The organism is Nocardia citri (assembly GCF_054065835.1).
The window spans coordinates 119,048-142,150 of the sequence record NZ_JBSUQM010000008.1; the positions used below are offsets into that span (position 1 = coordinate 119,048).

At 66.0% G+C, this 23,103-nt stretch carries 23 protein-coding genes; 11 read left to right on the top strand and 12 right to left on the bottom strand.

Translation table 11 applies throughout. From position 1 onward, the window contains the following. Positions 1–68: 68 nt before the first annotated feature. Positions 69–1,298 carry a cytochrome P450 gene (locus tag ACW2Q0_RS14740; RefSeq protein WP_457190551.1) on the top strand — a complete coding sequence of 410 codons (1,230 nt, stop codon included), beginning with the start codon at positions 69–71 and terminating at the stop codon, positions 1,296–1,298. Positions 1,299–1,306: 8 nt separating this feature from the next. Next, complete coding sequence (locus tag ACW2Q0_RS14745; RefSeq protein ID WP_457190294.1) at positions 1,307–2,032, top strand: TetR/AcrR family transcriptional regulator; 726 nt, start codon at positions 1,307–1,309, stop codon at positions 2,030–2,032. Here ACW2Q0_RS14745 and ACW2Q0_RS14750 read toward each other — a convergent pair. After that, entirely contained in the window at positions 2,022–2,786 is a 765-nt protein-coding gene (locus tag ACW2Q0_RS14750; protein WP_457190296.1) for an SDR family oxidoreductase, read from the bottom strand. The two genes, ACW2Q0_RS14745 and ACW2Q0_RS14750, sit on opposite strands and share 11 nt — an antisense overlap. A 136-nt stretch (positions 2,787–2,922) precedes the next feature. Then, on the bottom strand, positions 2,923–4,842 hold the full coding sequence (locus ACW2Q0_RS14755; protein ID WP_457190298.1) for a TerD family protein: 1,920 nt from the start codon (positions 4,840–4,842) through the stop codon (positions 2,923–2,925). 159 nt (positions 4,843–5,001) lie between these two features. On the opposite strand from ACW2Q0_RS14755, the gene ACW2Q0_RS14760 reads away from it, so the two are divergent. Beyond that, the gene (locus tag ACW2Q0_RS14760) at positions 5,002–5,490 is read left to right on the top strand and encodes a hypothetical protein (RefSeq protein WP_457190300.1); all 489 of its coding nucleotides are present in this window, start codon (positions 5,002–5,004) and stop codon (positions 5,488–5,490) included. Between the two features lie 6 nt (positions 5,491–5,496). Here the strand turns inward: ACW2Q0_RS14760 and pabB are convergent, their stop codons facing one another. Continuing rightward, a complete protein-coding gene (gene pabB / locus ACW2Q0_RS14765; RefSeq protein ID WP_457190302.1) occupies positions 5,497–7,581 on the bottom strand; it encodes an aminodeoxychorismate synthase component I in 2,085 nt (694 codons plus the stop codon). Between the two features lie 309 nt (positions 7,582–7,890). Here pabB and ACW2Q0_RS14770 point away from each other — a divergent pair, with 309 nt between their 5' ends. From ACW2Q0_RS14770 to ACW2Q0_RS14785, 4 genes are all read left to right on the top strand, one after another. Next, entirely contained in the window at positions 7,891–8,880 is a 990-nt protein-coding gene (locus ACW2Q0_RS14770; RefSeq protein WP_457190304.1) for a phosphotransferase family protein, read from the top strand. A 119-nt stretch (positions 8,881–8,999) separates the two neighbouring features. Further along, positions 9,000–10,130 carry an NDMA-dependent alcohol dehydrogenase gene (locus ACW2Q0_RS14775; protein ID WP_457190306.1) on the top strand — a complete coding sequence of 377 codons (1,131 nt, stop codon included), beginning with the start codon at positions 9,000–9,002 and terminating at the stop codon, positions 10,128–10,130. Positions 10,131–10,276: 146 nt separating this feature from the next. Continuing rightward, complete coding sequence (locus ACW2Q0_RS14780; protein ID WP_457190553.1) at positions 10,277–11,107, top strand: serine hydrolase domain-containing protein; 831 nt, start codon at positions 10,277–10,279, stop codon at positions 11,105–11,107. A gap of 120 nt (positions 11,108–11,227) precedes the next feature. Then, positions 11,228–11,761, top strand: coding sequence for a DUF3145 domain-containing protein (locus ACW2Q0_RS14785; protein WP_457190308.1), 534 nt, complete (start codon positions 11,228–11,230; stop codon positions 11,759–11,761). Between the two features lie 174 nt (positions 11,762–11,935). Here ACW2Q0_RS14785 and ACW2Q0_RS14790 read toward each other — a convergent pair whose 3' ends face one another. Beyond that, the gene (locus tag ACW2Q0_RS14790; protein ID WP_457190310.1) at positions 11,936–13,111 is read right to left on the bottom strand and encodes a 4-hydroxybenzoate 3-monooxygenase; all 1,176 of its coding nucleotides are present in this window, start codon (positions 13,109–13,111) and stop codon (positions 11,936–11,938) included. After that, on the bottom strand, positions 13,108–13,407 hold the full coding sequence (locus ACW2Q0_RS14795) for a hypothetical protein (protein ID WP_457190312.1): 300 nt from the start codon (positions 13,405–13,407) through the stop codon (positions 13,108–13,110). Before ACW2Q0_RS14795 ends, ACW2Q0_RS14790 begins: the two co-directional genes overlap by 4 nt. Before the next feature lie 125 nt (positions 13,408–13,532). On the opposite strand from ACW2Q0_RS14795, the gene ACW2Q0_RS14800 reads away from it, so the two are divergent. Next, positions 13,533–14,453 carry a LysR family transcriptional regulator gene (locus ACW2Q0_RS14800; RefSeq protein ID WP_457190314.1) on the top strand — a complete coding sequence of 307 codons (921 nt, stop codon included), beginning with the start codon at positions 13,533–13,535 and terminating at the stop codon, positions 14,451–14,453. Here the strand turns inward: ACW2Q0_RS14800 and ACW2Q0_RS14805 are convergent. From ACW2Q0_RS14805 to ACW2Q0_RS14835, 7 genes are all read right to left on the bottom strand, one after another. Next, a complete protein-coding gene (locus ACW2Q0_RS14805; RefSeq protein ID WP_457190316.1) occupies positions 14,437–15,246 on the bottom strand; it encodes an IclR family transcriptional regulator domain-containing protein in 810 nt (269 codons plus the stop codon). The genes ACW2Q0_RS14800 and ACW2Q0_RS14805 overlap by 17 nt on opposite strands. 22 nt (positions 15,247–15,268) lie before the next feature. Beyond that, complete coding sequence (pcaC, locus tag ACW2Q0_RS14810; RefSeq protein ID WP_457190319.1) at positions 15,269–15,655, bottom strand: 4-carboxymuconolactone decarboxylase; 387 nt, start codon at positions 15,653–15,655, stop codon at positions 15,269–15,271. A 10-nt stretch (positions 15,656–15,665) separates the two neighbouring features. Continuing rightward, on the bottom strand, positions 15,666–15,860 hold the full coding sequence (locus ACW2Q0_RS14815; protein ID WP_457190321.1) for a hypothetical protein: 195 nt from the start codon (positions 15,858–15,860) through the stop codon (positions 15,666–15,668). Next, on the bottom strand, positions 15,857–17,209 hold the full coding sequence (gene pcaB, locus ACW2Q0_RS14820; protein ID WP_457190323.1) for a 3-carboxy-cis,cis-muconate cycloisomerase: 1,353 nt from the start codon (positions 17,207–17,209) through the stop codon (positions 15,857–15,859). The genes ACW2Q0_RS14815 and pcaB overlap by 4 nt, the downstream gene beginning before the upstream one ends. Further along, on the bottom strand, positions 17,202–17,744 hold the full coding sequence (gene pcaG / locus ACW2Q0_RS14825) for a protocatechuate 3,4-dioxygenase subunit alpha (RefSeq protein WP_457190325.1): 543 nt from the start codon (positions 17,742–17,744) through the stop codon (positions 17,202–17,204). The genes pcaB and pcaG overlap by 8 nt, the downstream gene beginning before the upstream one ends. Further along, positions 17,737–18,459, bottom strand: coding sequence for a protocatechuate 3,4-dioxygenase subunit beta (gene pcaH / locus ACW2Q0_RS14830; RefSeq protein ID WP_457190327.1), 723 nt, complete (start codon positions 18,457–18,459; stop codon positions 17,737–17,739). Before pcaH ends, pcaG begins: the two co-directional genes overlap by 8 nt. Positions 18,460–19,009: 550 nt before the next feature. Beyond that, positions 19,010–19,504 carry a YbhB/YbcL family Raf kinase inhibitor-like protein gene (locus ACW2Q0_RS14835; protein ID WP_457190329.1) on the bottom strand — a complete coding sequence of 165 codons (495 nt, stop codon included), beginning with the start codon at positions 19,502–19,504 and terminating at the stop codon, positions 19,010–19,012. Between the two features lie 448 nt (positions 19,505–19,952). Between ACW2Q0_RS14835 and ACW2Q0_RS14840 the strand changes: the two genes are divergently transcribed. Genes ACW2Q0_RS14840 through ACW2Q0_RS14850 form a run of 3 tightly spaced genes read left to right on the top strand, consistent with a single transcriptional unit; the run spans position 19,953 to position 23,049 of the window. After that, the gene (locus ACW2Q0_RS14840) at positions 19,953–21,263 is read left to right on the top strand and encodes a bifunctional o-acetylhomoserine/o-acetylserine sulfhydrylase (protein WP_457190331.1); all 1,311 of its coding nucleotides are present in this window, start codon (positions 19,953–19,955) and stop codon (positions 21,261–21,263) included. Between the two features lie 11 nt (positions 21,264–21,274). After that, complete coding sequence (locus ACW2Q0_RS14845; RefSeq protein ID WP_457190333.1) at positions 21,275–22,066, top strand: ABC transporter ATP-binding protein; 792 nt, start codon at positions 21,275–21,277, stop codon at positions 22,064–22,066. Then, entirely contained in the window at positions 22,066–23,049 is a 984-nt protein-coding gene (locus ACW2Q0_RS14850; protein ID WP_457190335.1) for an aliphatic sulfonate ABC transporter substrate-binding protein, read from the top strand. Before ACW2Q0_RS14845 ends, ACW2Q0_RS14850 begins: the two co-directional genes overlap by 1 nt. The last annotated feature ends 54 nt before the right edge of the window (positions 23,050–23,103 follow it).

Sequence of the window (23,103 nt, forward strand, 5' to 3'; positions counted from 1 at the left end):
GCCGGCCGCCATCCCGAGCGTCGTGAGGTCTGCAGCCCAAGTCAGACCGGTAGGAGATAGCCGTGACCGTGACCACGCCATCGATTCCCGCGGGATTCGACTTCACCGACCCGGAGCTGCTGTCCACCCGCCTACCCATCCGGGAATTCGCCGAGCTGCGTCGCACCGCCCCGGTCTGGTGGTGCGCCCAGTCCGGGCGGGCAAGCGGCTTCGATGACGGTGGCTACTGGGTCATCTCCAAGCTCGACCACATCAAGGAGATCTCGAAGAATCCCGAGGTATTCTCCTCACACGAGAACACCGCGATCATCCGGTTCAACGAGGAAACCACCCGCGAGCAGATCGACATGCTCGGCAATATGCTGATGCTGAACCAGGATCCGCCGCAGCACACCAAGACCCGCCGCATCATTTCCAAGGGCTTCACCCCGCGCGCGGTGGAGCGCCTGCGCGCGGCGCTCACCGAGCGTGCGGCCCGAATTGTGCACGAGGCCAAGCAGACCGGTCGTGGTGACTTCGTCGAACAGGTCGCCTGCGAATTGCCATTGCAGGCCATTGCCGAATTGATCGGGGTACCGCAGCACGACCGCAAGAAGCTGTTCGACTGGACCAACCAGATGATCTCCTATGACGATCCGGAGTTCGACGGCAATCACCACGCCGCCACCGCCGAGGTCATGGGCTACGCCTGGAATATGGCCGAGCAGCGGCGCAAATGTCCGGCCGATGACATCGTCACCCAGCTGATCAATGCCGATATCAACGGCGAGCACCTGGGCTCGGACGAGTTCGCGTTCTTTGTGATCCTGCTGTCGGTCGCGGGCAATGAGACCACCCGCAACTCGATCACCCACGGTATGAAGGCCTTTGTCGACAATCCCGACCAGTGGGAAATCTATAAGCAGCAGCGCCCGCGCACCGCGCCCGACGAGATCGTGCGCTGGGCCACCCCGGTGATTGCCTTCCAGCGCACCGCCACCCAGGACACCGAGGTCGGTGGCCAGGAGATCACGAAGGGGCAGCGCGTCGGGCTGTTCTACAGCTCGGCCAATTTCGACGAAGACGGATTCGAGAATCCTTTCACCTTCGATGTGCTGCGCGACCCCAATCCGCACGTCGGCTTCGGCGGCACCGGCACGCACTACTGTGTCGGCGCCAACCTGGCCCGGCTGCAGATCGATCTGATGTTCAACGCCATCGCCGATGTGATGCCGAATCTACGTCAGGTCTGTGATCCGGTGCGGTTGCGCTCGGGTTGGTTGAACGGAATCAAGCGCTGGGAGGTCGAATACGCTTGAATTCCGCTATGAACAGCGCCAAACCACGGGGACGGGCGCCGGTGGTCTCGGATGCGGATATCCGCCGGGTGGCCCGCGCACTGCTGGTCGAGCACGGTCCCGACGCGCTCACGCTGCGAGCCATCGCGCGCGAACTCGGCATTACCGCGCCCGCGCTGTATCGGTATTACAACTCGCGCGAGGACCTGTTGGAGAGTCTGCGCATGGAGTTCTGCGCGGACCTCGCGGCCGAGCTGTCCGAGCAGATCGCTACGTTGCCCGACGATGGGGCGGTGCAGTTCTTCGCCATCTGTAAGGGATTCCGGCGCTGGGCGCTGGCGCACACGAGGGAATTCACCCTGGTGTTCGCCTCGCCCGGCGCGGACCGCGCGCGTATGCTGCGCCGATTCGACGAACCCTTCGGGCGGATCTTCCTCGCGGCCGCCGGTCGGCTGCTGGCCACCTACGATGTCGTGACGCCGCCGACCGATGTGATTCCGGCGGAGTTGCGCGATGACCTCGTGCTGTTCCAAACCGAACTGCTGGCAGCGCTTTCCGAGTCCGGGCAGAAGTTTCCGGCCGAAAAGCTCGATCTCGGCGTGACGTATCTGATGATCCAGATCTGGGCTCGGCTCTACGGGCACGTCACGCTCGAGGTGTTCGGGAATTATCCGATCCCCCTGTCGAAACCGGAGATCCTGTTCGATGCGATGCTCGCCGATCTGGGGCGCACGGCCGGGTTGGTCAGCGATTGAGTCGGTGGGACAGCCAATCGGCGTAGCCGATGCCGATCGCGTCGCCGTTTCCGTTCAGGCAGAGGGCGCCGGACCGGAGGGCACGGCCGGCGCGACCCGGAGTGGGTAGAGGGAGCGGCAGCAGCTTGCGGCCGGTGTGTTCGCGGTAGATATCGGCCAGTTCGGTGAGCGTGTGCACGGTGGGTCCGGCGATATCCGGGATGCGCCCGGCCGGGCCGTGTTCGACCGCGTCGGCCAGTCGTGTCGCGACGGCGTCGACGTCGATCGGCTGTACCTTCGCGGTCGAGCGCGGCGCGATCCGCCAGCGCGCTGCGGCGGCGAGGATTTCGGTGACGAGTTCGTGGAATTGGCTGGCGCGCAAAAGTGTCCAGGGAATCGCGCCGGTGGTCACCACCTGTTCCTGGTGCACCTTCGTGTGGTAGTAGGCGAAGGGTACGAGATCGCAACCGACGATGGAGATCTCGACGTGGTGGCCGATGCCCGCCTGCTTTTCGGCGGCCAGCAGTCGGCGTACGCCATCCACCATGACCGATCGGGTCCGGCTGCGGGCGCTCACCGCGTCTACGACGGTATCGCAGCCGTCGAGCGCGGATTCCAGACCGGAACCGGTGGCCAGATCCGCGGACCGGTGCTCCAGTGTGCGATCCGCCGGGGCGGTTCGGCTCACCACCCGGACCTGCTGTCCGCGTGCGCTCAACTCCCGTACCACCGCGGCCCCCAGTACCCCGGTTCCGCCGATCACCGCTACCTGCATTGATCCTCCCACACGACGCTGTTCGGTATCGCACGCTACGGCGACACACCGGGCCGCTCAACGTGCTGGTTCGCATAGGTATTTTTCGCCACATCGGTGTTTCGGCGCGCAGGCCGGGCGGAATCGGCGATTCGGATCAGATCCGGGCACCTTTGGCACGGTTGCAGGCACGGCACAGTATCTGCAGGTTGGTGGCACTCGTCGCGCCACCGCGACTGAGCGGGATGATGTGGTCGAATTCGAGGTAGTGACCGTCGCCGCATTCGACGCATTTACCGCCGTCGCGTTGCCACACCTCGGCCTTGACCTCCTGGGGGATGCTGCGGGTATCGCGTTGGCCGGGCGTGAGGACCAGGCGTTTGGCGACGCGCAGGGCACCTTCCAGTGCGGCCGCGACGTAATCCGGATCGTCGACATCGAAGGTGGCGCCACCGCGTGCCGAGGTTGCCGCGACGACCACCGAACGCTGCTCGATATGTACCGAAACCACCCGGTTCCACGGCAATTCGGTGCCGGTATCGGCGCCGACGAAGCGCAGTTTCTTATTGCTGGCGATCAGCCTGCCGTCGGTGAGCTTCGGTCCCCTGGCGAGCTGGCGCACGTGCACGGCGGGCACATCGACATGCACCTTCTCCTCCGGATCCAGATGCAGGCCGGGCGTACGGACCACCGGCAGCTCCCCGCCACGCAATCGCGACAGCGTGCGGCCGCGATACATTCGTCTGCGCAGATCCTCGACCAGCGGTCCGTTGAGTGCCAACTCCTCGATCGCGTACTCGAACGCCTCGAACTCGGACTGCTCGATCTCGCCATCCGCGAATGCGAAGGCGACCAGTCGCTCGACATAGGTGAGCGCTACCTCGCGCAGCGCCGCCCGGCCCAGACCCTCGTCAATTCGCTGATACCGCAACGACGCCCACAGCGCATCCCATTGCGTGCCACGCGGACCGGCCGCGGTCAGCGCCCGCCAGGCCTGGGTATGCCAGTGCGTCAGGAATTCCTCGATGTCTCGCGCGCAGCTCTGACACCGCGCGATGCCGCCGAACAGCTTGCGGCGCAGTGGATTTCCGCACCGCTGACAGCCGCGCGGGCCCGGCGGGCGGCGATCGTAGGTGGCGCCGGTCCATTCGGTCCCATCCCACCACCGCATTCGTGAGGGATCCTGTGGATCCGAATGCCATTGCGCGCGTTGGGGATTCGGTGGTGGTGGTGTCGGCGGCTCGACCTCGTGCCACTGGCGTTGGAGGTCGACCGGCCGGCCCGGTCGTGGCCGGACGGGTGGTTCGTCCGTATCGGTGCGCCTGGAGGATCGGTCCGGCGGCCGGGTGGCGTGATCTGCCCGGGGTGACCCGAGTGTCGTCGCTGCGGCAGCTGCCTCGACCGGATGATGCTGCCGCGCGTTCCGGTCGGGTCGAGGGCTGTCCTGGTTCCAGGGTGCGGGGTCGATTTGCTCGGGACCCGCCAGGGCAGTGCCGGTCCCGTTAGCGGCCGAGACACATTGCCGCACTGGGAGAGTGGGTATCCGGGCTGGTGCGCGCGAGCTGTGGTCGGCGGGGTCGTCGATGGTGACACCGAATTCGGTGACGAGGCCGGGGAGTCCACTGGCCCAACCCTGGCCGATCGCGCGGAAGCGCCACTGGCCTTCGCGGCGGTAGAACTCGCCGAACATCATGGCCGACACCGCATCGGAATCGGTGATCTCGAACTGGGCAATCGGCCCCTGCGCGGCCTCGATGGTGAGGGTCAGACCCGTGATGTCGCCGAAGCTGCCATCCTCGAGCGAGCCCGCGACCACGATCCGGGTCACATCCGATTCGGTGCGCGGTAGCGATACGCTCAGTCGCGCGGTGTTCGGTGCGGGCTCCTGATCGAGCGTCACCGCCTGCGACATATGGCGGGGCGCATTGAAGAACACCAGATCCCGATCCGTGCGCACCGTTCCCGCCGCTGCCAGCAACAGCGCGTGCGCATCCACCGAATGCCCCGATTGCCATGAAATAACCACGGCAAGAAGGGAAGTCGGCACCGCCGCATTGGCCCCTTTACTGAGTTTCATCGTGCTCGAACTATGCCACGAACTACCGACACGCCGAATCCGGCGGTCCAAATCTTCGGCGATGCGAGCGAGCGCTGACCGACACCGGTGGATCGCGACACACACCGGTCGGTCGGTGATATCCGATCGGAACAGCCGCGGGTGCGGCAGAGTGGAGGGATGACTTCCCCGAAGGGAGCGGGCCGCAGGGCCTCGACTCCGAAGGTGCCGGGTGGGCGCGTGCCGGGTCCCGGCGATATTCTGTCGGCCGCGCAATCGGCGGTCGAGGCGGCACAGTCGGCAGCGAGTCAGGCATTGGAGGCCGCACAAGTCACGGCTGGTCAGGCCTTCGATGCGGCGGTGCGCCTGCCACCGGCCTCGGCGCAGCTGGCGGCGCAACTTCCGGATCTGATCGAGAGCCTCTTGATCGCCATCGACCGGCTCAACTCGACCATCGATCGGCTGGACCGCACTTTGGCGCTGGCGGATCCGGCTTTCGCCGCCTACGACCGACTCCTGCCCCGCCTGGAGGCAATGATCAGCCTCGGTGAGGACCTCTTCTCCGCCCTCGCCAAACTTCCGGGCTTCTCCCTCTTCGGCCGCATCACCGGTAAACCCGTGCAACCGCCCGCGCCCCCCGACCCCCCGAAACGTCGCGGGCGCAAATAGCCGGGCTCAGTGGCGTGCGGCGCGATGGGTGGCGGTGGCCTTGAGGAGGGTTTCGTGGTATTCGTCCTCGGGGTCCGAGTCGAGGACGATGGCGCCGCCCGCGCCGATGCGCCAGTGGCCGTCGTGGCGGACCGCGGTGCGGATGACGATATTGAGGTCGGCGGTGCCCGCCAGGCCGAGAAAGCCAATGGTGCCCGAGTAGATACCGCGCGCTTCGGTTTCCAGTTCGTCGATGATCTCCATGGTCCGCAACTTGGGTGCCCCGGTCATCGAGCCGCCCGGGAAACACGCACGCAGACAATCGATCACATCGACATTCGGTCGCAGTGTGCCGCGCACGGTGGAAACCAATTGGTGCATGGTCGTATACGTTTCGGTGGCCATCAATTTCGGCACGTGCACACTGCCGATCTGACAGACCCGCCCCAGGTCGTTGCGCAACAGGTCGACGATCATCAGATTCTCGGCCCTGGTCTTCGGACTGTCGGCCAGTTCGCGGCGCAAACGTTCGTCCTCGGCGGCCGTGGCCCCGCGCGGTGCGGTGCCCTTGATCGGCTTGCTCTCGACCATGCGGGCGCGGTCGACCTTGAGGAAGCGTTCCGGTGAGGAGCAGGCGATTTCGAGATCGTCGAAGCGCAGATACGCCGCGTACGGTGCGGGATTGCAACGGCGCAGGGTGCGATAGAAATCGAGACCGTCCGATTCGGCGGCCGTCATGGACGCGGTATCGGTTATGCAGATTTCGTAGGACTCGCCCGCATGCAGCCGCTCCTGACAGATCGCGATATCGGCGAGATACCGCTCCCGCCCGCGGTTGAACAGCGGTGCGACGGCAGCGGTATCCGAGGGCACCTGGAGCATCGGCGGATTCGCCCATGTCGGTAGGGAATCCAGGATCTCGCGGGTGTCGCGCAACCAATCCGCGCCCGCCCGAAGGGCCTCCGGGGTGGGATCGGTGAGAGCGAGCAGATGGGTGCGCCCGCCGACATGGTCCACCACTACGATTCGATCGGCGAAGATCCACTGCGCGTCCGGTGTCGCGGCGCGATGCGCGGCATCAGCGCCGCAATCGGCCTTCACCTCATAGCCCAGGTATCCGATGTACCCGCATGCGAAATCGAAAGGCAGATCGGGTAGTTCGGTATGTCTCAGGTGCAGCTGCCCGGCGAGATAGTCGAGAATTCCGCCGGGTACGGTCCGCCGATTCCCGTCCGAGGATTCCACCGTCACGGTGTTCTCCCCGACCCGGTAGCGGATCACCTCAGCCAGCGGCCCGCTCGCATCGCCGAGGAAGGAGAACCGATCCAGTCCCGGTTCGACATGTTCGCTGTCGAGCCAGAATGCGGTGGGGGAGTTGCCGTATAGCCGGACGAACGCGGCTTCGGTATCGATCGCCCGCTCGATCACCGAATGCCGTAGCTGCCAGGAGCGCCGGGATTCGCGGAACTCGTGTCTGCCCGTCAGCGGCTCGGCATGCTCGAACGGTGCGATGATGCTGGACCGAATCCGTTGGCCCGCAGTAATTTTCGCGAAATTTCCGAGCAATGCCGCACCGTACTCGCTGGCAATCGATTCGGGATGGAACTGCACCCCCCACTGCGGTCTGCTCCGGTGGCGCACACCCATGATCACCCCGTCGGCCGCGACGGCGGTGATCTCGAGGCTGTCCGGCAGCGGCCGCTGGGCGCACAGCGAGTGGTATCGCACCGCGGTGAAACCCTCGGGCAGCCCGGCGAACAGCTCGTCGCCATCGTGCTCGATGTGATCGAGATAGCCGTGCCGCGCGATGGGTGCGGTCGTCACGATGCCGCCCGCCGCGACGACGAGGGCCTGATGTCCGAGACAGACACCGAGCAGCGGCAACTCCGTCTCCCGGATCACCGCGGCCGAGATGCCGATATCCCGGCCGACATCCGGGCGACCCGGCCCGGGGGATATGACGACATTGTCGAAGCGCTCCAGCAGCAGGCTCGCCACATCGTCGACCTCGTCATTGCGCACGACCGTGGGTTCTTCCCCGTTCACCTCGCTGATCAGTTGATACAGGTTGTAGGTGAACGAGTCGTAGTTGTCGATCAAGAGCGTGCGCATCGTGTACCGAACCCTACGCCGCGCCGGTCGTGGACAATTGTGGTCATGTGCCTTCAGTCGGGTGTGCCGCGTGCCCGCGCCCTACTATGGCCGCAGCGCTGCGCCGAAGTGAGATCGTGATGGCTGTAGGTATTCATGCTCTCAGGCGACAACTGATTTGGAGAGAACATGGGTGACTCATCGGGTACGTCCAGAAGCGAGCAACCCGCTGAACCGCCGGTCCGCGACGGGACTGGTGTGGTGCCCACCGATCGGCCAGAGGCTCGGGGAGGCGCGGGAGCCGTCGACTTTGCCGTCGTCGGTAACTGGATGGATGAGCAGGGCCTGCCGGCCGGCGAGTTCGAGCAGGTGACCGCGCTCGGCGGTGGTACGCAGAACATCATGTTGCGCTTCGCGCGCGGCGGCCGGCACTATGTGCTGCGCCGCGGGCCGAAACATCTGCGCGCCAAGAGCAATGACGTCATCCGTCGCGAGGCCCGGCTGCTCGGCGCGCTCGACGGAACCGGCGTGCGCGCGCCCACGGTGATCGCCGCCTGTCCGGACGAATCCGTCCTCGGTGCGGCGTTCTACCTGATGGAGCCCATTACCGGATTCAATCCGCAGAACGAAATGCCGCAGCTACACGCGGGCGATCCGGAGATCCGCAGGCAGATGGGCCTGTCCGCGGTGGAGGCCATCGCCGGCCTCGGCTCGCTCGACTACCAATCGCTCGGCCTGCGGGACTACGGCAGACCGGAGGGGTTCCTGGAACGTCAGGTACCGCGCTGGCTCGGCGAGCTCGAGTCCTATTCGGCCAATGCGGGCTATCCGGGCCCCGAGATTCCCGGTGTGCAGCAGGTCGGGGAGTGGCTGGATCGGAATCGGCCCGCGCAGTGGACGCCCGGCATCCTGCACGGTGACTGCCACCTGGCCAACATGATGTTCTCCTACGACGGCCCGGAGGTTGCCGCCATGGTGGACTGGGAGATGTCGACCATCGGCGACCCGCTGCTCGATCTCGGCTGGCAGATCGCGACCCGTCCGGAACCCGGTACCGCCGGCGCGGCGCTGATCGGCAAGCTCGGTGCCGTCGGCGGTCTGCCGACGCCGGCGCAGATGATCGAGCACTATGGCAAGTTCTCCGATCGCGATCTGAGCAATGTCACCTGGTACACCGTGCTCGCCTGCTTCAAGCTGGGAATTGTGCTGGAGGGCACGTACGCTCGCGCATTCGCCGGGAAGGCGCCCGAGCAGGTCGGTGACTTCCTGCATGCCGTCGCGCTGGAGCTCTTCGAGCGGGCGCATCGTTTGATGGAGTGAATGGACCGGTGTCGTCTGTCGGAATCCCAATTTTCGATCCGACACTAGAACGCGTTCCAGTTATCTCGTAGTGTGAGTGCAATCACATGCAAGCCCGTGCACGCGAGAGGTCGACAGGAATGAAGACGAAAGGCGCGATCCTGTGGGGGATCGAGCGGCCGTGGTCGGTGGAGGAGATCGAGGTCGGCGATCCGATAGCCGGTGAGGTCAAGATCCGGATGGAAACCGCCGGTTTGTGCCACTCGGATCACCACATCGTGACCGGTGCGACACCGATGCCGGCATTCCCCGTCATGGGCGGCCACGAGGGGGCGGGGGTGATCACCGAGCTCGGACCGAACTGCCCCGCCGATCTGCAGGTCGGCGACCACGTGATCCTGTCGTTCATCCCGGCCTGCGGTCGCTGTCCGGCGTGTGTGAGCGGCAATATGGCGCTGTGTGATCTGGGCGCGGGCCTGCTGATGGGTCAGGCCATCAGCGACGGCACCTACCGCGTCCGGGCGCGCGGTGCGAATGTCATCCCGATGTGCCTGCTGGGCACCTTCGCGCCGTATATGACGGTGCACCACACCTCAGTTGTCAAGATCGACCCGAGCATTCCGTTCGAGGTCGCCTGCCTCGTCGGCTGTGGCGTCCCCACCGGCTTCGGTTCCGCCACCCGCGTCGCCCAGGTCACGCCGGGCGAGACCGTGGTGATCGCGGGAATCGGCGGTGTCGGCATGAGCGCGCTGCAGGGCGCGGTGCTCTCCGGCGCGTCCAAAGTCGTTGCCATCGACCCGAATCCGTGGAAGCGCGAGCAGGCGGAGAAGTTCGGTGCGACACACACCTACGAGAGCATGGCCGTTGCCATCATGCCGCTGATGGAGGCCACAGCGGGCCGGATGGCCCAGAAGGTCATCCTGACCATGGGTGAGATGCGCGGCGAATACATCGAAGAGGGCCTCATCCTCACCGCGAAGGCGGGCACCCTGGTCGTCACCTCCATGGGCCGCATGGACGACAACGACGTCAAGTTGAACAGCTTCCTGCTGTCCATGCTGCAGAAGACCGTCAAGGGCTGCATCTTCGGCGGTGGCAACGCCCGCCAGGACGCGCCGCATCTGCTGTCGCTGTACAAGTCGGGCCAGCTGAACCTCGACGATATGGTGACCCGTCAGTACTCCCTGGAGCAGGTCAACGAGGGCTACCAGGACATGCTGGACGGCAAGAACATTCGCGGCATCATCAAGTACACCGAGGCCGACTGGTAATCCGCCGGGTTACTGCTCGGTGAGCCCGGTCGCGATCGGTAATCAGTTCGTACGAACCGGCGTGCCGAGCGGAAATGCCGTGTCCCTGCCATTCTCTTCAGGGCGGTGCGAGCATGCCAGGAATGGGCGTCTCGTACGCTCAATTCGTGCGTGCATTCGAGCAGATCAAGGACTGGCCGGTTCGGCATGCGGCGGTGGGTGTCGTCACCCGGGACGGGGCGCGAACGGCGGGTGATGCCGGGCGGGTATTTCCGCTCGCCTCGGTGACCAAGCCGCTGGTCGCCTATGCGGTCCTCGTTGCGGTGGAGGAAGGTGCGATCGAACTCGATCAGCCCGTCGGCCCACCGGGAGCTACCGTCCGGCATCTGCTGGCGCACACTTCCGGCATCGCCTTCGATACCACCGAGGTGATCGCCGCGCCCGGTATTCGACGCATCTACTCCAGCGCCGGTTTCGAAATCCTCGCGGCGTTCGTCGCGGAACAGACCGGGATCGCGTTCCCGGAGTACCTGCGCGAGGCCGTATTCGAGCCACTCGGCATGACGGCCTCGGTGCTGGCCGGCCCAGCCGGACACGCGGCCCGTTCCACCGCAGCGGATCTGGTGCGCTTCGGCGCGGAACTGCTGGATCCCCAGCTGATTTCGGCGCAGACCCACGCCGAGGCGACCACGGTCGAGTTTCCCGGACTCAACGGTGTGCTGCCCGGTTACGGATCGCAGCGTCCCAACGACTGGGGACTCGGATTCGAGATACGCGACTCGAAATCACCGCACTGGACCGGTGGATCCAATTCCGCAGGTACCTATGGCCATTTCGGGCAGTCCGGCACATTTCTGTGGGTCGATCCCGAATTAGGGGTGGCGAGTATCGCTTTGAGCGACGAGAATTTCGGCGACTGGGCACGGGAGGCATGGCCCGCCTTTTCCGATGCGGTGATCGCCGAGGTGACGCTCGCTCGGAACGCGGTTCCGAAGTAACAGGTTGGACACGCCTCCGAAGTAACACGTGTAACTCGGGGCACTCCAGTACACTCGGGCAACGCCAGAGCGACGGATCGTTGGGGAAGACGTTTCTCGTCGAATCTGGAGGTGTCAGTGGTGCGCGCATCGAGTCAGTTCGCGGACGCGACGGCGGGTGTGGTCTATATCCACTCATCGCCGGCTGCGCTGTGCCCGCATATCGAATGGGCACTCACCTCGGCTCTCGGCTCACCCGCGAAATTGCGCTGGACCGCACAACCCGCCGACGGTCAGCTCCGTGCGACCACCGATTGGATCGGTCCGGTCGGCACCGCATCGCGGATTGCCCGATCCTTGCGGTCCTGGCCGGTGCTGCGCTTCGAGGTCACCGAGGACCCCAGCGACGGCGTCGACGGCGAACGCTACAGCTTCGTGCCGACCCTCGGCCTCTGGCACGGCTCCACCTCCGCCAACGGCGATGTCACGATCGGTGAAATGCGACTGCGCGCCATGCTGCAGGCCAACCGGGAACTCGGCAACTACACCGGCTATGACCTGGCTATCGAACTCGACCATGCCCTGGGTACCGCATGGGACGAGGATCTCGAGATCTACCGCTGGGGCACCGAATCCGGCGCCGAGGTGACGTGGCTGCGTCGCGACGTCGGCTGATCGGTCGGTGGCCTTTCTGATGACCGCCGAATCGAATACGCGGCAGCCCTCGGCCGCGGCGACGAGCGTGCCGCGGTCCGACGGACGTATGCCTCAGCCGATCAGGTGCTCGAGCGCGAGTTGCTGCAGTCGGACGAAACCGAAGTCGCGTTCGGCGGCCACGTCCAGCTGTGTCTATGACGGGCTTCGAATTCCGGTGTACCCCTCGGCAAAGTACGCCGCGCCGCGCTGGGATCCGGTGAGCATCGCCAGTTCCCCGCGTTGTCTTTCCAGATCGAAGGGGGACGCACCGTCGATCGAGTGCAGCAGGGTCGTCACCCAATAGGAGAAATGCTGTGCCTTCCACACCCGATCGAGTGCGCGGTCGGTATAGCGCCGCAATGATTCTTCAGAGCCTCGGGTGAAGTATTCCTCGATGACCTCGTGCAGCACGCGCACGTCCGCGAGCGCGAGGTTCAGGCCCTTGGCGCCGGTCGGGGGAACGGTGTGGGCGGCATCGCCTGCCAGCAGCAGTCTGCCGTGGCGCATCGGCGCGGTGACGAACGAGCGGAAAGGCAGCACCGTCTTCCCGCTGATCGGCCCCTCTTGCAGCTCGAACCCATTGCCGTTGACGCGTTTGCGCATCTCGGCCCATATCCGCTCGTCATCCCAGTCTTCGGGGCGCTCGGTGGGCGCACACTGGAAATACATGCGCTGCATCGTCGAGGTGCGCTGACTGACCAGGGCGAAGCCGTATTCGGAGCGCGCGTAGATCAGTTCCGGATGCGATTGTGGTGCCTCGGCGAGGAATCCGAACCAGGCGAAGGGATATTCGCGAAACCATTCGGTACGCAGCCCCGCCGGAAATGCGCGTCGGCAGATCGAACGGGAACCGTCGGCGCCGACGATGAGATCGGCCGCCAGCTGGGCCGGGCGACCGTCCGCCTCGGTGAACGTCACCACCGGCGGATCGGTGGAGACAGCGGTATCCCGGACGCCATAGCGGATATCGCCGCCATCGATCTCACAGCGGTCGGCGAGATCGATGAACACCTCGGTCTGCGGATACAGCCACACGGATTCGCCGACCAGTTCCCGGAAATCTATCCGGTGATTGTCACCGTCGAAGCGCAACACCACACCGTCGTGCCGGTCGCCTTCGACGAGTACGCGATCGGAGACGCCGGAATCCACCAGCATGCGCACCGAGCCCGCCTCGAGGATGCCCGCGCGAATGGTGGTCGCGATCTCCTCGCGCGTGCGGATATCGATGACGACCGACTCGATTCCGGAGCGGTGCAACAGATGTGAGAGCAGCAGACCCGCGGGCCCGGCTCCGACAACGGCGACTTGTGTGCGAGTAGTCCTCATAGTGCGAAACCCTTCGAACTGTCCAGATCGGCGCCGGCTGTTTCCGTCGACCGGGTCAGCCGGAACACCGTCGACATCGCGAGCACGCCGATGCCCGCCAGCGCGGCGAAAGAGTAGAGGCCCCACGGGTAGGCGGATCCGGCGACGACGAGCCAGCCGGTAATGGTCGTGGTGAATCCGATGTGGTGGTGCTCGATGAGGGTGGGAATGACGAGGCCGAGCACGACCAGGTCGTAGCCCTCGAGCACGACGATGAGCCAGCACAGTACAGCCGGCCACGACGACAGCTTGTTCATGATGATTCGTTTCTGCGGATTCGGGCCGGGTCATAGCGGGCCCTGATTGCGATGACTCTCACGTTAAGATGACCGCCAATCAGAAATCCAATTGATATTTTTCACGATCCACATAGAGGAGATCTATGGCAGCCGAGTTCGATCTGAACCTGGTGCGCACGTTTGTGCTGCTGTACGAGACCAGGAGTGTCACAGCCGCCGCGGACCTGCTCGGGGTCACCCAGCCGACGGTCAGCTACGGGCTCGCCAAATTGCGGCGGCGGCTGCGCGATGAACTTTTCGTGCGCGGCCCGGGTGGTCTCGTGCCGAGTGCGGAGGCCGAGCGGCTGTATCCGCCGCTGCGCGCGGCCATCGCCGGTGTCGAGGAAACACTCGGCGCCGCAACCGAATTCGACCCGAGCCGACCGGCCCGCTTCGCGCTCGGACTCTCCGATCTCGGCGAGGTGACGGTGCTACCGCTGGTGCTGGCGGAACTGGCCGCACGGGCACCGCGGGTGACCCTGCAGGTCGAGGCCTTCGATGTCGATACCGCGGCCGATCGGCTGGCCCGCGGCGAGGTCGACGCGATCGTGGCCAGTCCGATCCTCGACTCACCCCGGTTGACTCGGACACCGCTGTTCACCGAGGGCTATGCCGGACTGGTCGCGGCGCAGCACCCACGACTGCGGGGTAACGCACCGACCCGTGCCGACCTCGACGGCGAGCGGCATATCGTCGTCGAGGGCGTGACGGGCCATTCCAGCCCCCGCAAGGCGCTGCGCGAGCACGATCTCGAAGATCGAGTCGCCGTGCGCGTCACTCGCTTCGCCACTCTGCCCTATGTGGTACAGGACAGTGAGCTGGTAGCGATCGTGCCCGAACGGGTGGCGCACGTATTGGCACGTACCCATCCCGTGCGCGTATTCACCCTGCCGTGGCGGGTCGAGCCGGTGGAAGTGGCGGCATATACCCGGCGCACACCTGGTCGGGCGGCGGCTCAGGGGTGGTTCTTGGCCGTGATTCGGGCGGCGATGGAGAATCTGGCGACGGTCAGCCCAGTCGCGTAATCGGCTTGGCGGCGGTGAGATCCGCTTCGATTCGGTGGGCGGCGGTTTGCAGGCGCGGAATCAGTTCGGCCCGAATGGATTCGATGCTGCGGCGGGAGGCGTGCGTGGAAATATTGATCGCGGCGATCACGCCCGACCGATCGCGGATGGGGGCCGCGACCGACCGCAGACCTTCCTCCAATTCCTGGTCGACGATCGAATAGCCCTGTGCGCGAACCTGTTCCAGGGCAGCACGCAAGGCGTCCTGATCGATGATGGTGTTCGCGGTCAGCCGGGTCAATGGCGTACACGCCAGATAGGCGTCGAGTTCGGCCGTCGAGAGTCCGGCCAACAGGACATGGCCCATGGAGGTGGCGTAGGCCGGAAAGCGGGTGCCGATATTGATGCTGACGGTCATGATCCGGGATGCGGCGACACGGGCGACGTAGACGACATCCGGACCGTCCAACACCGATACCGAACTGGAGTCGTGTACATCGGCACAGAGCTGTTCCAGGTGCGGCCGCGCCACCTCGGACAGGCTCATGCTGGACAGATACGAATAGCCCAGTTCGAGCACCTTGGCGGTGAGCGAGAAGCGTTTGCCGTCGGTGCGGACATAGCCGAGATCGGCGAGGGTCAGCAGGAACCGGCGCGCCGCGGCGCGGGTGAGTCCGGTCAGGCGCGCGACATCGGAAAGTGTCAGCTGCGGGTTCGCGGCGTCGAATGCCTTGATGACCGCGAGGCCGCGTTCGAGCGACTGCACGTAATGGGTGCCGCGCTGTTCGCCGTCGTCGGTACCGCCGGTCGTCATGGTCGTCCTCCTCGACAGGGTGCTACAGGGCGGTGTCGTCCCCGAGTTCGGCCAGGACCTGCTGCCCGATCGCGAAGGCCGCATTGGCCGCGGGAACGCCCGCGTAGGCACCGGTGTGCAGCAGTACTTCGGCGATCTCGGCGGCAGTGAGACCGTTGGTGATCGCGGCGCGCACATGCATCGCGATCTCCTCGTGCCGCCCCAGGGCGGTGAGCACCGCAAGGGTAACGCAGCTGCGAGTGCGCCGGTCCAGGCCCTCACGGGTCCAGATCGAGCCCCACACCGACTCCGTGATGTACTCCTGGAACGGCTTGGTGAATTCGGTGGTCCTGGCGACGGCGCGGTCGACGTGATCGTCGCCGAGCACTTCGCGCCGGACCGCCATGCCGCTATCTGCTCGTTCGTTCATGAGTCATCCTTCAATTCAATGCCACGGGTACCGGAGATGCGCTGTGACCGCGATGGTGGTACTGCAGCACTCGGTACCCGGCGGTGGTCGAAGCGGTGAGCCGCGGATCCCACATCCGTAGGTCGCTGCCCGGCGATCCGCTCAGCACGACCGGTTCGCCGTGGTCCGGAGCGGTCATAAGGCAGTTCACCTGGACGGCGCTCATGATCTGTCCTGCCAAGCCTCGAGTGCCCGTTCGATGAACTCGCGTGCCGACCCCAGATAGCGCGTCGGGTCGAGCAGTCTGTCGAGCCGCTCGCGGTCCAGATATGCACCGACCAGTGGATCGGTGGCGAGCAGATCGGCGAGTGGGCCCGCACCGGCGAGTGCGGCCTGGCAGCACCGCGCGAGGGCATCACCCGCCGTATGCCTGCCCACCTCGCCGTTGGATGCCGAAACCAGTTCGGTCACTACGTTTTCCGCGAGCGCAAGGCCGCCGGTGAGGTCGAGGTTGGCACGCATGCGCGGTGGGTCGACGCGAAGTCGTTCCAGGCTGACGCGCAGCCAATGCACCGCGGAACCGGTGGTGCGCAGCAATTCGAGGTACGGCCGCCATTCCGCATGCCATGAGCCGGCCGCGCGCTGATGTTCGTGCGCGGCGACGCTGAGCAGTGCGGCGACCAAGCCCGGCGCCTGCCCGGCGGATCCGGTGGCCAGGACGGCGGCTACCGGATTGCGTTTGTGCGGCATGGTCGAGGAGCCGCCCGTGCCTGCCGGGCCCTCCTCGTAGACCTCGGCGACCTCGGTCTGCGCCAGCAGTGTGATATCGCGGGCGATCTTGGCCACCGCCGCGCAGGTCTGGCCGAGCGCCCCGGCGATCTCGGCGATACGGCCGCGTTCGGTATGCCACGGAAGGGCCGGCTCGGTCAGGCCGAGGTGGCGTGCGAGTCCGCCGAGGACGGCGATCCCGTTGTCGCCCAGGGACGCCAGCGTGCCGACCGCCCCGCCGAACTGCACCGCCAGACGGTACTGCCGAATGTCGTCGAGCCGATCCCGGGCCGCGATCAGACCAGCGAGCCAGCCCGCCGTGGTGAGGCCGAAGGTGACCGGGGGCCCCTGTTGGAGCAGGCTGCGCCCCGCCAGCACGGTATCGGCGTGGATTTCGGCGAGGTGCGCCAGTCGTGCCGCGCACGTGCGCAAGTCGCCATCGAGGACGGTGAGCGCCCGGTACGTCACCAGCATGGCGGCGGTGTCGCTCACGTCCTGGCTGGTCGCGCCGAGGTGCACATATCCGGCCGCGGCGCTCGCGACACGAGTCGTGAGCACCCGCACCAGCGGCCCGGCCGGATTCCCGATGCCGACCGCCTGCGCGCCGAGCTCGGCGATATCGTAATCAGCTGCGTCACAACACTTTTGGATCGCAAAAGCGGCCTCGGGCGGTATGACTCCGGCCGCGGCCGAAGCCGCCGCCAGCGCGCCTTCGAAGTCGAGCATGGCCTGCACCCAGGCCAGGTCGCCGACCTGCGCCGCAACCGGACCGGCGGCGAGCACACTGTCGAACAATCCGTCAGGCATCGAAGAACACTGTCTCGTGCGCACCCTGGAGGTGCACATCGAAAACATAGCCATCGGGGCCGTTCGCGGCGATCAAGGTGGCCCGCCGCTGCGGCGGTACCGTGGCCAGGACCGGGTCGGTCGCGTGCTGATCGGCGTGCTCGGGGAAGTAGATGCGGGTGACCACTCGATGCAGCAGACCACGCGCGAATACCGAGACGTCGATATGCGGGGACTGCCCATCGCCCAGCGCGCCGGGAACGACGGTGTAGACCGCGAATTCGCCCGCTCGGGTATCGCTGCGCGCGAAGCCGCGGAAATGTTCGCGGACACCGCGACCGTCATCCGGATGTGCGAAATGCCCATCCGCATCGGCCTGCCAGATCTCGACCATGGCGTCATCGATCGGCGCGCCGCCGCCGTCGAACACCCGGCCGCGAATCCACGCCGCCCCCGGCGTGCCGATCGGTACGGCGTACGCGCCGTCGTCCCAGGTGAGTCCGATGTGCAGATAGGGGCCAACCGTCTGCGAAGGCGTGGTGGGCAGATTACTCATCGTCCTCGTCGTCCTCGAAAGGCGTGGCATCGCGGCCACGCAATACGATGTCGAATTCGAAGGCCAGCGCCCGCTCGGGTTCGCTGCGCTCGAGATCGAAGCGGCTGATCAGCAGTGGGCGAGCGGCCTCGGGCACTGAGTTGAAAATGGGGTCCTGGCCGAATAACGGATCGTCCGGAAAATACATCTGGGTGACCAGCCGCTGGGTGAAGGCGCGCCCGAACAGCGAGAAGTGGATGTGCGCGGGCCGCCAGGCATTGTGGTGATTGCGCCACGGATAGGCGCCGGGTTTGATCGTGGTGAACTCGTAGCGGCCCGCGCTGTCGGTGAGGGTGCGCCCGACACCGTCGAAGTTCGGATCCAGCGGGCTGTCCCACCGGTCCCGGTCATGGCGGTACCGGCCACCGGCATTGGCCTGCCAGATCTCGATCAGCGAGTTCGGAATCGGCTCGCCATCACCGTCGAGCAGTCGGCCGTGCACGATGATGCGCTGTCCGAGAGGTTCTTCGCGGTGCTGCGCGGTCAGGTCGTTATCGGTATCGGCGAGCCGGTCGGCGCCGAGCACCGGACCGGTGAGTTCGGTCAGCCGCTGCGGTAGGAGCACCAGCGGCTGTGTGGGATGACGCAGGCCGGTGGACTTGTAGCCCAGGTAGTCCAGCGGCGGATGGGTATCCGCCGGATCTCTCCGATAGCCTTGTGGCGCAGGGGTTTTCATGATGTCGCCTCCAGAACAACGGCCAGGCCCCGGCCGAGGTCGATACATAACGCGGCCAGTCCCCACCGGCTGCCGCCGAGCCGCATTTCGCGGGCGAGTTGGTTGATACGGAAAGCGTGCGAAATCCGTACAAATGGTTGATATGCGAACATAGTAAGGGGGATTCGACCGCGACTCAAGTGGCGACTCGAGTTAGGAACCGCCGTGTCCGCATCGAGGCGATATCGGGGACCGCTCGACGATCCATCGCCACCGTATGCCCGTCGAGAACCCTCGCGGCATCTCGGCACGACGGTTGTCGCGGGCTTCGACGGCATCGAACTATTCGAAAACGATCTGTGACTACAGGAGCAATACGGCGCGAACGCGGCCGACACCGCCGCGCCACCGCCGCACGGTGCGCGTCTTCACCGAACTCGGATTCGCCAGCGCGGCCGCGACCCGAATCGAGGAGACCGTTGTCCGCCATGGGCATCTCGCGCACCGGGCAGCATCGAAGCAAACCGGTTCAGCTGTGGCGGCGGGTCCGCGCGCGAATCCGGTTGAACAATCAGGCGGCGAACAAGCCGACCAGGGTGCCGCTCGCGATGACGTGATTCGTAATGGCGGAGCGGACCACGTCGGCCGTGGTGTCCTCGGTGAATCCGGGCGATTGGTCCAGGGCGTAGAGACGGAAGAAGTACCGGTGCGGCCCGTCGCCGACCGGCGGGCGCGGACCGCTCCAGCCTATTTCACCGAAGTCGTTGGGACCCGCGACGGCCCTGGGCGGTGGCGCCTCGGCCCGGATGCTGGTCGCGGTCGGAGCGATGCCGGTCAGCAGCCAGTGGGTAAACGGTCGGCCCGGTGCGTCCTCGTCCTCGCACAGCAGGACGAGCTCTGCGGCGTCGTCGGGGATACCACTCCACTCCAGCGGAGGGGCCACATTGCCGCCGTCATAGGAGTAGCGGTCCGGGATGGTCGCGTGGTCGGAGAACGCGGCACTGTGCAGTTCCGCGCGTACCGGCGTCCGCTGCGCTTTGCTTTGGTTGCTGGTGGTTTTGGGCATCGTTTTCCTCCCGTCGACGGGCTTGCTGACGTGAAGCCGCCCGGAGATCCGAGGTCCACGCTGTTGCCTCGTACTCGCCGAGCAGCGTCATTGTGCGGGTTGCCACTGGACCGTCCGCTAAACGGTGGCTACCCGGACGCAGGGGGAATCCCGCGTGGTATCCATGCTATCCGGGCGCGGGCTCAGGCGGGTTCGCATAGATCAGGAATCACGATGTCATAACGGCTTTCGAGTTCATCGGTGCCCGCGCTCGCGCCGCCGGTCGATGCGGTTGCCCACTGCATCTGTCACCTTGTCCGCTTCCGTCGATTCGGGTACGGGAGCCGTATCCGATAACGGATCCCAGTCGATTGCGACCATGATCCGCGGCGGTGATCGCGGCCCGGGTTCGGTTCCGGCTGAGTGTAATTCTCGACGGCATGCACGGCGCTACTTAGTGTCTGTCGCTGTGACCACCAGCGACCAGAACCAGGCCGACCCGAGCGCCGACTGGAGCTTCGAAACCAAGCAGATCCATGTCGGACAGGCGCCGGACGGCACCACCAATGCCCGTGCGCTGCCGATCTACCAGACCACCTCCTACACGTTCCGGGATACCGCGCATGCGGCGGCGCTGTTCGGTCTCGCCGAGCCGGGCAATATCTACACCCGCATCATGAACCCGACTCAAGATGCCGTGGAACAGCGCATCGCGGCATTGGAAGGCGGTGTCGCTGCGCTGCTGCTGGCATCCGGACAGGCCGCGGAGACCTTCGCGATCCTCAATATCGCCGGTGCGGGCGATCACATCGTGTCCAGCCCGCGGCTGTACGGCGGCACCTACAACCTGTTCCGCTACTCGCTGCCGAAATTGGGCATCGAGGTCAGCTTCGTCGACGATCCGGATGATCTGGACCAGTGGCGCGCGGCGATCCGGCCGAATACCAAGGCGCTGTACGGCGAAACCGTCTCCAACCCGCAGAATCACATCTTCGATATTCCCGGCATCGCCGAAATCGCCCATGCCGCAGGCGTTCCGCTGATCCTCGACAACACCGTCGCGACGCCGTACCTGATCCAGCCGCTCGCCCACGGCGCCGACATCGTGGTGCATTCGGCGACAAAGTATTTGGGCGGTCACGGTGCGGCCATCGCCGGCGTGATCGTCGACGGCGGCACCTTCGATTGGACCGGCGGCCGCTTCCCGGGCTTCACCACGCCGGATCCTAGTTACCACGGTGTGGTGTACGCCGACCTCGGCGCTCCCGCCTATGCCCTCAAGGCCAGGGTGCAACTGCTGCGCGATCTCGGCTCGGCCGTCTCACCGTTCAACGCCTTCCTGATCAGCCAGGGCCTGGAGACGCTGAGCCTGCGGATCGAACGGCATGTGCAGAACGCGAAGGCGGTGGCGGACTTCCTCGCGGTGCGTCCGGAGGTGACCACGGTGTCCTACGCCGGGCTGCCGTCCTCCCCGTGGTACGAGCGCGGCCGCACCCTCGCGCCCAAGGGTGTCGGCGCGGTGATCGGCTTCGAATTGGCCGGTGGGGTCGATGCGGGTAAGCGCTTCGTCGAGGCGCTCACGCTGCACAGCCACGTCGCCAATATCGGCGATGTGCGTTCGCTGGTGATCCATCCGGCCTCGACCACCCACTCCCAGCTGTCCCCGCAGGAGCAGTTGGCGGCGGGTGTCACCCCGGGCCTGGTTCGCCTCGCCGTCGGCATCGAGGGCATCGACGATATCCTCGCCGATCTCCGCGCCGGATTCGCGGCCGCGCAGTAGGCGGCGTATCCGTGTTGCCCACTGCCAGTCGTGCGGCCGGGGTCGCGTTGCGCGGCCTCGGCCGTAGTTTCGGCGCCCATACCGTCCTGCGCGATATCGAACTGGAGATCGCGCCGGGTGAGGTGATCGCGCTGGTCGGTCCGTCCGGCAGCGGGAAGTCGACGCTGCTGCGGGTCATTGCCGGGTTGGACGAGCCGACCGCGGGCGAGGTGGTGCTCGACGGTCGGCCGATGCGCGGTATCGACCCGCGCTGCGCGGTGGTTTTCCAGGAGCCGCGGCTACTGCCGTGGCGCGATCTGGCGGGCAATGTCGCACTGGGTCTGCCGCCGACCGTGTCGCGGGCCGAGGGCGAGGCCGAGGTGCGGCGCGGGCTCGAGATCGTCGGCCTAGCCGGATTCGAAGGACATCGGCCGCGCCAGGTATCCGGGGGTATGGCGCAGCGAGCGGCATTGGCCCGCGCGCTGGTTCGCCACCCGGGTGTGCTGCTGCTCGACGAGCCGTTCGCGGCGCTGGATGCGCTGACCAGGCTGCGGATGCAGGACCTGCTCGACGAGGTACAGCGCGCGGCGGGCATCACGGTCGTACTCGTCACCCATGATGTGGACGAGGCGCTGCGTCTCGCCGACCGCGTTGTGGTACTCGAGACCGCCAGTGGTGCAACGGGTTTCACGATCGGCGCGACGCTCGAGATCGCCGCCGACCGGCCCCGCGACGATACCGACCCCCGATTGGCCGCCCTGCGGCTGGACCTACTCGATCGACTCGGCGTTGCGCGCCGCGCCACCGTCAAGGAGACACTCTGATGAGACCTACCATCGTCCTGGCAGCCGTCGCGGCGACTGTGGTAGCGCTGCTCTCGGGCTGCGCGGAGGGTGAAAAGTCCGGTGCGGCCGGGCCGGGTGCGGACGAGGTGCGGCTGGACTACGCCTACTACAACCCGCTGAGCCTGGTCATCCGGGATCAGCACCTGCTGGAGAAGTCCGGTGCCAAGGTGAGCTGGGTATTCTCGGCGGGCAGTAATAAGGCCAATGAAAGCCTGCGCGCCGATGCGATCGACGTGAATTCGACCGCGGGTTCGGCGGCGCTGCTGGCGAAGGCCAATGGCACACCGCTGCAAACCATTTCGGTCTACAGCAAGCCGGAATGGACCGCGCTGGTCGTCGCGAAGAATTCACCCATCACCTCGGTGGCCGAGCTGAAGGGGAAGAAGATCGCGGCGACGAAGGGCACCGACGCCTATTTCACACTGCTGCAAGCACTGCAGACGGCGGGGCTCACCGCCAAGGATGTGGAAGTGACCAACCTACAGCACGCCGATGGCAAGACCGCGCTGGAACGCGGCGATGTCGACGCCTGGGCAGGGTTGGATCCCTATATGGCGCAGACCCGTCAAGAGCAGGGTTCGCGATTGCTATACCGCAACGCCAACTTTCAGACCTATGGCGTGCTCAATGCCCGAGCCGATTTCATTGCACAGCATCCGGATCGGGTGCAGGCCGTCGTCAATGCCTATGAGCAAGCCAGGGTTTGGGCGCTGGCGCATCCGAATGAACTCGCGCAGCTGCTGGCGACCGAATCGAAGACCTCCCTGGATGTCGCCGAGGAAACCCTCGAGCGGACCGTGCTGAAGGTCGACCCGGTGCCGGGCGAGTCCCAGCGGGCGGTGCTCACCCCGATCGTGCCGATCATCGTGGCCGACGGTGACGTGCGCTCGAAGGAGGCCGCCGATGCCGCACTCGCCGCCCTCTTCGAGCCGAAATTCGCACAGCAGCAGGCCATTCGGTGACCGCGACCGCCCCGCCGCGTGCTACGCGCCGGATCTGTTGGGACCGGGTGGCAC

Bases quoted from the DNA above. Each gene is read 5' to 3' on its own strand.
- ACW2Q0_RS14800 (WP_457190314.1), top strand. From the start codon at position 13,533: ATGGCAGCCGAGTTCGATCTGAACCTGGTGCGCACGTTTGTGCTGCTG.
- ACW2Q0_RS14790 (WP_457190310.1), bottom strand. From the start codon at position 13,111: ATGAGGACTACTCGCACACAAGTCGCCGTTGTCGGAGCCGGGCCCGCG.
- pcaC (WP_457190319.1), bottom strand. From the start codon at position 15,655: ATGAACGAACGAGCAGATAGCGGCATGGCGGTCCGGCGCGAAGTGCTC.
- ACW2Q0_RS14795 (WP_457190312.1), bottom strand. From the start codon at position 13,407: ATGAACAAGCTGTCGTCGTGGCCGGCTGTACTGTGCTGGCTCATCGTC.
- ACW2Q0_RS14760 (WP_457190300.1), top strand. From the start codon at position 5,002: ATGACTTCCCCGAAGGGAGCGGGCCGCAGGGCCTCGACTCCGAAGGTG.
- ACW2Q0_RS14815 (WP_457190321.1), bottom strand. From the start codon at position 15,860: ATGAGCGCCGTCCAGGTGAACTGCCTTATGACCGCTCCGGACCACGGC.
- ACW2Q0_RS14775 (WP_457190306.1), top strand. From the start codon at position 9,000: ATGAAGACGAAAGGCGCGATCCTGTGGGGGATCGAGCGGCCGTGGTCG.
- ACW2Q0_RS14750 (WP_457190296.1), bottom strand. From the start codon at position 2,786: ATGCAGGTAGCGGTGATCGGCGGAACCGGGGTACTGGGGGCCGCGGTG.
- ACW2Q0_RS14770 (WP_457190304.1), top strand. From the start codon at position 7,891: ATGGATGAGCAGGGCCTGCCGGCCGGCGAGTTCGAGCAGGTGACCGCG.
- pcaH (WP_457190327.1), bottom strand. From the start codon at position 18,459: ATGAAAACCCCTGCGCCACAAGGCTATCGGAGAGATCCGGCGGATACC.
- ACW2Q0_RS14755 (WP_457190298.1), bottom strand. From the start codon at position 4,842: ATGAAACTCAGTAAAGGGGCCAATGCGGCGGTGCCGACTTCCCTTCTT.
- ACW2Q0_RS14745 (WP_457190294.1), top strand. From the start codon at position 1,307: ATGAACAGCGCCAAACCACGGGGACGGGCGCCGGTGGTCTCGGATGCG.
- ACW2Q0_RS14850 (WP_457190335.1), top strand. From the start codon at position 22,066: ATGAGACCTACCATCGTCCTGGCAGCCGTCGCGGCGACTGTGGTAGCG.
- ACW2Q0_RS14805 (WP_457190316.1), bottom strand. From the start codon at position 15,246: ATGACGACCGGCGGTACCGACGACGGCGAACAGCGCGGCACCCATTAC.
- pabB (WP_457190302.1), bottom strand. From the start codon at position 7,581: ATGCGCACGCTCTTGATCGACAACTACGACTCGTTCACCTACAACCTG.
- pcaG (WP_457190325.1), bottom strand. From the start codon at position 17,744: ATGAGTAATCTGCCCACCACGCCTTCGCAGACGGTTGGCCCCTATCTG.
- pcaB (WP_457190323.1), bottom strand. From the start codon at position 17,209: ATGCCTGACGGATTGTTCGACAGTGTGCTCGCCGCCGGTCCGGTTGCG.
- ACW2Q0_RS14835 (WP_457190329.1), bottom strand. From the start codon at position 19,504: ATGCCCAAAACCACCAGCAACCAAAGCAAAGCGCAGCGGACGCCGGTA.